Genomic DNA, 9160 nt, shown 5'->3' with positions numbered 1-9160 from the left:
CGGAGATGTGTATAAGAGACAGGGGCGACGGCGTTCCCCGCGTGGCATGCTCACCCCATGGGGGAATCACACGACCACGTCTCCGTCCGGCACAGCTACGACACGGTGGCCGAGGAGTACGCGCTCCGGCTGCATGAGGAGCTGGCGGGCAAGCCGCTCGACCGGGCGCTGCTCGCCGCGCTCCTGGAGCAGTCCGAGCCGGGAGCGGTCGTCGCCGACCTGGGCTGCGGTCCCGGGCACGTCGCCGCATGGCTCGCCGGGCAGGGAGCGAAGACGGTCGGCGTCGACCTGTCCACCGGCATGATCGAGGCCGGCCGCCGCCGCTATCCCGAGGTGGAGTTCCGGGAGGGCGACCTGCTCGACCTCCCGGCCGAGGACGGCGAGTTCGGGGCGGCCGTCGCCTTCTACTCGGTCATCCACCTCGCGCAGGGCGAGCTGCGTGCGGCCTTCGAGGAGGCGCGGCGCGTGCTGAGCCCCTCCGGGCTTCTCCTGGTGGCCTTCCATGTGGGCGAGGAGACGCGGCACCTGGACGAGTGGTGGGGGCACGATGTGGACGTCGACTTCCACTTCCGTGAGCCCGACTCCGTCGTCGCACCCCTGGAGGACGCCGGCTTCACCGTGGAGATGCGGATGGAGCGCAGCCACTACGCCCACGAGGCCGACACCCGCCGCGCCTACCTCCTGGCCCGCCGCGTGTGACGGTCAGCGGCGGGGGCGCATGTCACCGCCGTACACGGTCCGGTAGTCGGGTACGACGACACGACTCGCGGGGGACTCCCGGCGGACCTGACCGATGAGACCGGACAGGTCCATCACGGGGTCGGGGACCACCGGCTCGCGCAACGACGTCTCGAAGTTGTCCCAGTGGACCGGGACCACGACCGGCGGGTACCCCAGGGCCTTCAGCAGCCGGGGCACGTAGCGGTGGGTCGCGGAGCTGGAGGGGACCGCGACCATCGCCACGTCGGGACGCAGCCCTTCGGCCGAGCGTTCGGCGATGTCGCTGGCGCCCATGAGGAACAGCGCGGGACCACCGGAGCCGGCCGTGACCTGGAAGGCGAGGGTGTCGCCCTCGGGCAGGTCGGAGATGGTCGCAGGGGCGGTGGCGGGCGGCGCCGTGAGGGTGCCGGGCGCGAAGTAGGCGTGCTTCTTGTTGCGGCTGTGCAGGCTCGCCACCACCTCCACCGTGAGCCCGTTGCCGAAGTCCAGCACCTCGCCGCCCTTGGCCACGGAGATCTGGAGCGGATCCACCCCGAAGGCGACCAGCAGATGGAACGTGGTCTCGGTGCCCACGACGCGGGCGCCGGTGGTCTTGGCGATGTACGGGACGTCGGCGATGTGGTCCCAGTGGGAGTGGCTGACCAGGATGAGCTCGGGACGCCCGGCGAACTCCCGTACCAGCCCGGCGTCGGTCTCCTTGATCGGCGTGGCCGGGTCGAAGGCCTGGTCGAAGAGTCCCGTCTTGAAGCGGGTGAGGTAGGGGTCGAAGAGCACTGTCCGGGAGCCCACGTCGATCCTCCAGCCGGCCGTGCCCAGCCAGCGCAGCGACGCGGAGTCGTGGTCGGGGGCGGTGGCGGGGGCTGACGCGGGGGCGCGGTCACGGGCATGGGCGGCCGCGGTGGGCAGGAGCGGTAAGGCCGCGCCGAGCGCGGCGCCCCGCAGCATGGTCCGCCGGGCGTACGTGTTCGTGTCGTCGTTCATGGCACCAGAAGATCAGCCGACCGGCCCGCCTGTCCAAGACCGGATCGCCGTGGCCCCCATAGCCGTATGGCTCTGAGGCCTACGACCTGCGGCGGGGCTTGCCGGGCTTGCTTGCGCGCTTGACGTTCTTCGAGCCCTTGGCGCCGCCGGAACCGCCCCGCGGGCTCTTGTCGCCGGGCCTGCCACTCTTCTCGGGGCGCTTGGCCTTGGCCTTCGGCTGCGGCGGGGTCGCGGGACGGCCACGGGTGCTGTTGACGGTCCGCCCGCGGACGATCCCGATGAACTGCTCCACCAGATCCGTCGTCTCGTCCTGCGGCCACGACAGGGCGACACGCGACTCGGGGGTGTCCGACAGCGGGCGGTACGTGAGGTCCTTGCGGTGGTGCAGTCGGGCCAGCGACTGGGGGACGACGAGCAGCCCCACCCCGGCCGCGACCAGTTCGATCGCGTCGGCCGTCGTGGCCGGGCGCTCGAGCGCCGGCAGCCCCGGCGGACGCTCCCAGTCGAGGGTGTCGTCGAGCGGATGCAGCACGATCTCCTCGGCCAGGTCCTCGGGGGACACCTCGTCGACCGCCGCCACGACGTGGTCCTTGGGGATCACGACGACGGTCGTCTCGGTGTAGAGAGGGATGGCGCTGAGGTCCGTACGGTCGACCGGCAGGCGCACCAGGCCCGCGTCCGCGCCGCCGTCCCGCAGCAGGGCGGAGGCCTCGGCGGCCGGCACCTGGACGAGGGTCAGCGGAACGTCGGGCAGCCGCTCGTGCCAGACCCGCACCCACTTCGTGGGCGTCACTCCCGGGACGTAGGCGAGCCGGAACGAGGGGGGTACTTCCTGGCCAGTCACCCCGCCAGGTTACCGGTCGTGGTCAGAGGTAGCTCACACGCTCGATACCCTTGACACATGACGTCGCACCAGACCACCCAGACGATGAAGCCCGCGACCGCGGCGAAGAAGCTGGGTGTGTACCTCGAGGCCACCCCCGCCGAGTTCCAGGAGGGTGTCGTCTCGCGCACCGAGCTGAACGCCCTGCAGACCGACCCGCCCGAGTGGCTCCGCGAGCTGCGGCGCAATGGCCCGCACCCCCGCCCGGTGATCGCGGCGAAGCTCGGCATCTCCATCTCCGGCCTCGCACGGGGCGGCATCACCGACGCCCTCACCACCGAGCAGATCGAGGCGCTGAAGCAGGACGACCCGGAGTGGCTGCGCAAGGAGCGCGCCACCCAGGCCGAGGTCCGCAAGGAAGCGGCACGGATCAAGGAGAAGCAGGCCGAGAAGGCGGCGAAGGCCGACCGCTCGGGCTCCTGACCCGGGCTACGGGCGAGCAGCCCCGACCGGCGTAGGCTCGGGGCGCTTGGCCGTGCGGCCGTCCCCGGAGGAGCGGCCGCGCAGCCGCCGCCCGATCCAGGGGCCCAGGAAGGACGCGGCCCATCGCAGTTCGCCCAGGACCGCTCGCGGCCCGGTGGGTGGCGTGTCCGCCCGCGCAGCCAGCGGGTGGGTCCACGCGTCGCTGCTGCCGGGCAGCTCCAGGGCATCGGCCACTGCGGCGGCGATGCGCTCGTGCCCCAGGGGGCCGGCGTGGAGGCGGTCCGGACTCCACAGGCGGGGATCGGTGACGACGGGGTGGGGGAAGGTCTCGGCCACGGCGACGCCGTGCCGGCCGGCCGCCTCCCGGATGCGGGCGTTGAGAGCGGTGACGCGGGCCGTGAGGGGCCGGGCGAGCGGAATGAGCCGTGCGGCGTCCGGGAACGTGACGGTGGCCACCTTCGCGCCCTGGGCGGTGAGTTCGGCGAACATCGCCTCCAGATGGCCCGCCACCTCGTCGGCGTCGAAGCGGGGCCTGAGCAGGTCGTTCATCCCCGCGACGACGGTCGCCACATCCGGCCGCAGTGCCAGGGCCGGCCCGAGCTGCTCGGCCCGCACCTGCCCCGCGAGCCTTCCGCGCACGGCCAGGTTGGCGTAGGTCAGCCCGGGGCTGGTGGCGCCGATCAGCTCCGCGAGCCGGTCGGCGCAGCCGCGCAGCCCGGTCACGTCGTCCCCGTCCCCGAGACCTTCGGTCTGACTGTCGCCCAGGGCGACGTACCGCGCGTACGGACCGTTGTACATGAGCGCTTCGCTCCTCCGTGTGCCTGCTGATTCAACACGACGTCTATTCAACGCGTTGACTATAGCCTCGAGGTGGCGGCCGACACCGGACGGAGTGTCAGTGGCTCCTGGGAAGATCGCGAGATGACCGACCGTACTGCTTCGATCTCCGCCTACTGGGACGCCGCCGCGGCGGCCTTCGACGACGAACCGGACCACGGCCTGCGCTCCGACCGCACCCGCGCGGCCTGGGCCCGGCACCTGCGCGACTGGATTCCGTCCGAACCGGCCGACGTCCTCGACATCGGCTGCGGCACGGGATCACTCTCCCTGCTGCTGGCCGAGGCGGGGCATCGGGTGACCGGCGTCGACCTGGCGCCGAAGATGGTGCAACAGGCGCGCGCGAAACTCGGGGCCGCCCAGCTGACGGCCCGTTTCCTCGCCGGGGATGCCATGGCGCCGCCGACCGGAGACCAGCGGTTCGACGTCGCCCTGTCCCGGCATCTCCTCTGGACGCTCCCCGATCCAGAGGCCGCTCTCCGTGAATGGGTCGGCCGCCTGCGGCCAGGGGGCCGGCTGGTCCTGGTCGAGGGGCGGTGGCGGGAGTCGGGCCAGAGCGGTGTGCCGTACGTTGCCGGAGCCGAATCGCTGCCGTGGAACGGCGGAATCGGAGCCGAGGAACTGGCCGCGGCCGTCCGCCCCCTCACCTCCCGGCTGCGGATCGAGCAGCTGGACGGAGAGGGGGACAGTGACCTGTGGGGCAAGCGGGTGGACGACGAGCGATACGCCCTGGTCGCCGAGGTCTGAGGCGGCCTGAGAGGTCCGTTCGGCGGATCAGCGTGACCGTGTGACGTCGTAGCGGTGGAACGGGCCGTCCTCGATGGGCAGTTCCGGGCGCCAGGTCTTCAGTGCCTGGGCGGACGGCGCGAACAGCGGATGGGGGAGGCGATCGATCGGCGACCACTCCCAGCGCCGGATCTTGTCCGGCTCCGCCACGGTCGGGGTGCCGCGGAAGGTGCGGACGACCGCCACCGCCGTCATCCGGGTGAGGTCCCGGGAGGTGAGCGCGTCGAGCAGGATTCCGATGACCTCGACGTCGGCGGCGGCGGCCACGAGCGTGGTCTCCTCGGCGAGTTCACGGACCGCCGCCTCCTCGATGGACTCGCCCGGATCCACCTTGCCGCCCGGCAGCTCCCACGTGCCCGTGGGGTGCAGGCCGAGCAGCACGCGCCCCGCCTCGTCGGTCACCACGACGCCCGCACCGAGCGAAGCCTGAGCGGTGGGCGGCTGGACGTTGCGGTGGGGTGTGGGCGGCTGCTCGGCGGTGGGCATGAGGACTCCTCGTACGGACTGGGCGTGTGTTACCCCTCAGCCAACATCATGCGCTTCAGGCGCCCCCGTTCCGCAGTCGGCGCAGAGCGAGCAGCCCGCCCACGCCCGGGATGGCGGCGGCCCAGCGGGCGCCTGACGTGCCGGGCCCGGAGACCTGCCACGTGACGGCGAAGACGACGAGGTAGGCGGTGCCGTGCAGCGGGCCGACGAGGCTCGAGACGACAGGCGTGTGTGTAGTGAGCAGGTTGGCCAACAGGGCCACCAGCGAAGCCGCTTCGACGGCGGCGGCGACGTGCAGGACGCGCATGCTCGTCACGCTCCCGTGGTCGAGCCGGGCCGGACGATCATGAGGACGACGACGATCGCCCAGAGGAGATTGAAGATGCCAGTGAGCATGGCCAGCCGCGCCGCGAGCGCGTGCGGCGCGCCGTCGTCGGCCAGGTCCGGGCCTCCCGAGAGCATCCGCTGCTGGCGGGGCAGGATCGCGAGCACCAGTACGGCAGCGGCCACCGCCGTGAGTACCAGTGACGAGACCAGCCAGGCGTCGGTGAGAACGCCGAGCTGGATGGCGGTCGCGAGCCCGAAGACCGGGACGGCGACACCGGCGACGGCGTACCCGCGGCAGATCCGGTGCAGAACGGCGGCGACGGAGGAGGCCCGGGTCAAGCCGTCGGCGTCCCCGTCTGCGCCGCCCCCGGGCGCGGCCTGCCGCGCATAGCGGGGAAAGAGCGAGGCGGCCACGGCGATCGGTCCGACCACCAGAATCGCCGCGAGTACGTGTATGGACAGCAGCAGCTTGGTCACTGAGGGCCCCTCCGGCCGTTCTCAATATGTTGGCTGCCAATAGATAGCACGCCTACGGCTTCATTGAGTAGGCTGCCTACCTATGAGGGCGGATGCGGTGCGAGGGCACCTGGACGGACTCCTGCTGGCCGTGCTGGAGCAAGGGCCGCTGCACGGCTACGCGATCATCGCCGCCGTCCAGCAGCGCAGCGGCGGCGTACTCGATCTGCGGACGGGCACGATCTACCCGGCACTCAACCGGCTGGAGCGGATCGGACTGCTGAGCAGCAGCTGGGACTCGGTCGGCGAACGCCGCCGGCGCTGTTACGCGCTCACCGACGCGGGCCGCGGCGCTCTGGCGAGCGAGCGCACGGCCTGGCGCGAGTTCACGACGGCGATCGGCTCCGTCCTGAACCCCACCGTCTCTCCCCGGCCCGCCACGTGAGCGCCGCCGGTCGCCCGGGCGACCCCGTCGAGGAGTACGCCGCGGACCTGGCGGACGCCCTGCACGGCCCGGCCCGGGCCAAGGCGCGCCTGATCGAGGAGATGCGCGACGGGCTCGCCGACACCGCGGAGGCGTACACGCGCGAGGGAACGCCCTACGACGAGGCCGTCCGGCAGGCGGTACGGGAGTTCGGGAGCCCCGACGAGCTCGCACCCGGCTGCCAGCGCGAACTGACCATCGCCCAGGCCCGGCATACCGCCCGGTCCGTCGTCCTCACCGCCCCCTTCCTGCTCGCCTGCTGGTACACGCTCTTCAGCAGCGGCACCGGAACCGGCCAGCTCCTCGCCGTCCATCTCGCCGGGGTCGCGGGCGTCGCCGCACTCCTCGCCGCGGGCACGCTGGCAGCCTCGGGCACCTTCGCCCGCCGGCTGCCCACCCCACAGCGACTGCCCCTCGTCGTCGCATGGACGGGCACCACCGCGAGCATCGCCATGGCGCTGGCCACGCTGACGCTCGCCGTCGCCGCGCTCATGGCCGCGAACTGGCCGCTGATCGCCTTGGCCTGCGCACTCACGGCGGCGTCGCACGCCCTGACGGCGCCCTCCGCCCGCGCGTGCCGCCGATGTGCCCGATTGTCGGCTTGATCGGGCAGCCTCGCCGTGTCGGTGGTCGCTTTCGCGGGGGCGGCCCGGGCAGTCTCACTCCTGTCGACGACAGCGCAGGAGGAACTCGTGGGTCAGCTGCTGAGAGTCCAGAACTTCACCGTCTCGAGCGACGGCTTCGGTGCCGGTGAGCACCAGAGCCTGGAGAGGCCGTTCGGCCACGCCGATCCCGGGGACCTGTTCGCCTGGGCCGGCGCCACGGCGAGCTGGCCCAACCGGACCGACCCCGGGGGCAGCCGCGGTCTCGACGACTACTTCACGCGTGACTTCGCCTGCAACATCGGCGCCGAGATCATGGGTCGTAACAAGTTCGGGCCCCAGCGTGGCCCCTGGCAGGACCACGACTGGCGCGGCTGGTGGGGTGACGAGCCCCCGTTCCACACCCCGGTGTTCGTCATGACCCACCACAAACGCCCTTCGTTCACGCTCTCCGACACCACGTTCCACTTCACCGACGGCGACCCCGCCACGGTCCTCGAACAGGCGCGTGAAGCGGCGCAGGGCAAGGACGTCCGACTCGGTGGCGGAGCCACCACCATCAGGGAGTTCCTCGACGCCGACCTCGTCGACACCCTGCACGTGGCGGTGTCCAAGGTGAAAATCGGATCCGGGGTACGTCTCTGGGAGTCACCCGACGAGCTGCTCGACCGCTTCCACCTCGAGGTCGTGCCGAGCCCGAGCGGGGTGACGCATCACCTGTTCTGGCGGAAGTGACCGGCCGCGGCTGTCGGGACCGCGGCCGACGCCTCGAGCGCTCAGGGCGAGACCGGGACCTGGAGCGGGGCGCGGAACGAGAGCAGGTCGAGGACGGGCGGGGGAGGGGCTTCGGTATCGAGTTGGAGGGTGGGGAAGCGGCGGGCTGCCGCGCCGAGGGCGACGGCCGCCTCCGTACGGGCCAGTGACGCTCCTGGGCAGCGGTGGCGGCCCACGCCGAACGCCAGATGGTGACGGGAGTTGGGGCGGTGCGGACGCATCTCCGCCGGGGCGGCGAAGACCTCGGGGTCGGAGCCGCTGCCCATGAGCATCAGCAACAGCTGGGCACCCGCCGGGAGTCGTACCCCGCCCAGCTCCACCGGCTGCTCGGTGACACGGCGCCAGGTGGTGACGGGCGGCTCACGGCGCAGCACCTCCTCCACCCACGCCCGCGCCAGGCCCTCCTCGTGTGCGGCCCGCGCCCAGACGCCCGGCTCGGCGAGCGCGGTGCGCAGGACGGTGGCGATGAGCTGGCCGGTCGTCGACTGTCCGGCGACGAACACGAAGAAGCACGCGCCGACCGCGGTCTGCAGGTCCAGCAGCTCCCCGTCGGGCAGAAGGTGGCGGACCAGCGCTCCGACGAAACTGTCCGCCGGCGCCGACCGATCGGCCACGACCGCGGTGAGCCACCGGTGGAACTCGGCGACGAGGGCGGCGAGTTCGAGCTGCCGCTCGGCCGTCGGGCGGCCCCAGAACAGCTCCAGCGAGGCGTCGCTCCAGCGGACCAGGGTCGTGGTGTCCAGGCCGTCGATGCCGAGCAGCTCCATCATGACCCGGCAGGGCAGGGTGTGGGCGAAAGCGCCGAAGAGGTCGCTGCCGCCGGTGGCGTCGATCTCGGTCCGCACGGTGTCGAGCAGCTCGCCGGCGACCCGCTCGATCACCGGCACCGCCGCCGCGACCCGCTGGGCGTTGAAGAAGCGGGTGACGACCCGGCGCAGTCCGGCGTGGCTCGCGCTCCCGTTGTTGGCCAGGGCGGGACGGACCCGGAAGCCCGCCCGGGCGAGCACCCGGAGAGCGGGAACGCCCAGCGGCGTGACCGCGTGCTGCGCGTTGTCCGGCCGGAACGTCGCCGGATCCAGCAGCACCCGGCGGATGTCGTCGTAACGGCTGACCAGCCACAGCCCGGTCGCGGGATCGTGATGCACCGGGGCTTCGGTCCGAAGGACGTCGAGCCAGGGGTACGGGTCGCGGACGAAACCCTCACCGAACAGGTCGAGCGCCCCGAGTGCCCCGAGCGGCGGAAGGGAGGCGGCGCCGGTCGCCCCGCCGTACGGGCAGGGGCCGGCCGGACCCGTAGGGAGCGCGGGCCCGGGCGGCCCGCCGACGGCGGATGTCACGGTCGCGGACGCTAGCACGCGCCACGGCACCTACCGGCCGGTGTGTGCGGGGGATCACGTCGGA

Annotated in this window: 13 protein-coding genes; 6 read left to right on the top strand and 7 right to left on the bottom strand. The window is 72.4% G+C overall.

The window, feature by feature from the left end:
* Positions 1 to 57 precede the first annotated feature (57 nt).
* Entirely contained in the window at positions 58 to 699 is a 642-nt protein-coding gene (locus ACFV9D_RS32740; RefSeq protein WP_385154398.1) for a class I SAM-dependent methyltransferase, read from the top strand.
* 3 nt (positions 700 to 702) lie between these two features.
* Here ACFV9D_RS32740 and ACFV9D_RS32735 read toward each other — a convergent pair whose 3' ends face one another.
* The gene (locus tag ACFV9D_RS32735; RefSeq protein WP_385154395.1) at positions 703 to 1701 is read right to left on the bottom strand and encodes an MBL fold metallo-hydrolase; all 999 of its coding nucleotides are present in this window, start codon (positions 1699 to 1701) and stop codon (positions 703 to 705) included.
* Positions 1702 to 1780: 79 nt separating this feature from the next.
* The gene (locus tag ACFV9D_RS32730) at positions 1781 to 2545 is read right to left on the bottom strand and encodes a LysR family substrate-binding domain-containing protein (protein ID WP_385154392.1); all 765 of its coding nucleotides are present in this window, start codon (positions 2543 to 2545) and stop codon (positions 1781 to 1783) included.
* Between the two features lie 57 nt (positions 2546 to 2602).
* Between ACFV9D_RS32730 and ACFV9D_RS32725 the strand changes: the two genes are divergently transcribed.
* The gene (locus tag ACFV9D_RS32725) at positions 2603 to 3007 is read left to right on the top strand and encodes a DUF5997 family protein (RefSeq protein ID WP_385154389.1); all 405 of its coding nucleotides are present in this window, start codon (positions 2603 to 2605) and stop codon (positions 3005 to 3007) included.
* A 6-nt stretch (positions 3008 to 3013) separates the two neighbouring features.
* Here the strand turns inward: ACFV9D_RS32725 and ACFV9D_RS32720 are convergent, their stop codons facing one another.
* Positions 3014 to 3805 carry an SGNH/GDSL hydrolase family protein gene (locus ACFV9D_RS32720; RefSeq protein WP_385154386.1) on the bottom strand — a complete coding sequence of 264 codons (792 nt, stop codon included), beginning with the start codon at positions 3803 to 3805 and terminating at the stop codon, positions 3014 to 3016.
* A 123-nt stretch (positions 3806 to 3928) separates the two neighbouring features.
* Between ACFV9D_RS32720 and ACFV9D_RS32715 the strand changes: the two genes are divergently transcribed.
* Entirely contained in the window at positions 3929 to 4591 is a 663-nt protein-coding gene (locus tag ACFV9D_RS32715) for a class I SAM-dependent methyltransferase (RefSeq protein ID WP_385154383.1), read from the top strand.
* A 27-nt stretch (positions 4592 to 4618) separates the two neighbouring features.
* Here ACFV9D_RS32715 and ACFV9D_RS32710 read toward each other — a convergent pair whose 3' ends face one another.
* The 3 genes from ACFV9D_RS32710 to ACFV9D_RS32700 are packed head-to-tail and all read right to left on the bottom strand — an operon-like array spanning position 4619 to position 5920.
* Positions 4619 to 5116 carry an NUDIX hydrolase gene (locus tag ACFV9D_RS32710; protein ID WP_385154380.1) on the bottom strand — a complete coding sequence of 166 codons (498 nt, stop codon included), beginning with the start codon at positions 5114 to 5116 and terminating at the stop codon, positions 4619 to 4621.
* Between the two features lie 55 nt (positions 5117 to 5171).
* Positions 5172 to 5423 (bottom strand): hypothetical protein, encoded by a 252-nt coding sequence (locus ACFV9D_RS32705; RefSeq protein WP_385154377.1) that lies wholly within the window; start codon positions 5421 to 5423, stop codon positions 5172 to 5174.
* A gap of 5 nt (positions 5424 to 5428) precedes the next feature.
* Positions 5429 to 5920, bottom strand: coding sequence for a hypothetical protein (locus tag ACFV9D_RS32700; protein WP_385154374.1), 492 nt, complete (start codon positions 5918 to 5920; stop codon positions 5429 to 5431).
* An 82-nt stretch (positions 5921 to 6002) separates the two neighbouring features.
* Here ACFV9D_RS32700 and ACFV9D_RS32695 point away from each other — a divergent pair, with 82 nt between their 5' ends.
* The 3 genes from ACFV9D_RS32695 to ACFV9D_RS32685 all read left to right on the top strand — a co-directional run bounded on the left by ACFV9D_RS32695 (position 6003) and on the right by ACFV9D_RS32685 (position 7720).
* Positions 6003 to 6344 carry a PadR family transcriptional regulator gene (locus tag ACFV9D_RS32695; RefSeq protein WP_385154371.1) on the top strand — a complete coding sequence of 114 codons (342 nt, stop codon included), beginning with the start codon at positions 6003 to 6005 and terminating at the stop codon, positions 6342 to 6344.
* A complete protein-coding gene (locus ACFV9D_RS32690; protein WP_385154368.1) occupies positions 6341 to 6988 on the top strand; it encodes a permease prefix domain 1-containing protein in 648 nt (215 codons plus the stop codon). The genes ACFV9D_RS32695 and ACFV9D_RS32690 overlap by 4 nt, the downstream gene beginning before the upstream one ends.
* Positions 6989 to 7075: 87 nt before the next feature.
* Entirely contained in the window at positions 7076 to 7720 is a 645-nt protein-coding gene (locus tag ACFV9D_RS32685; RefSeq protein ID WP_385154365.1) for a dihydrofolate reductase family protein, read from the top strand.
* A gap of 41 nt (positions 7721 to 7761) precedes the next feature.
* On the opposite strand, the gene ACFV9D_RS32680 is transcribed toward ACFV9D_RS32685, so the two are convergent.
* Complete coding sequence (locus ACFV9D_RS32680) at positions 7762 to 9096, bottom strand: cytochrome P450 (RefSeq protein ID WP_385154362.1); 1335 nt, start codon at positions 9094 to 9096, stop codon at positions 7762 to 7764.
* Positions 9097 to 9160 lie beyond the last annotated feature (64 nt).

The sequence above is a fragment of the Streptomyces sp. NPDC059875 genome (genome assembly GCF_042731085.1).
In the GTDB taxonomy this organism is placed as follows: domain Bacteria; phylum Actinomycetota; class Actinomycetes; order Streptomycetales; family Streptomycetaceae; genus Streptomyces.
Note: the sequence above shows the minus strand (reverse complement) of the source record. Positions and strands in the feature narration are given on the sequence as shown.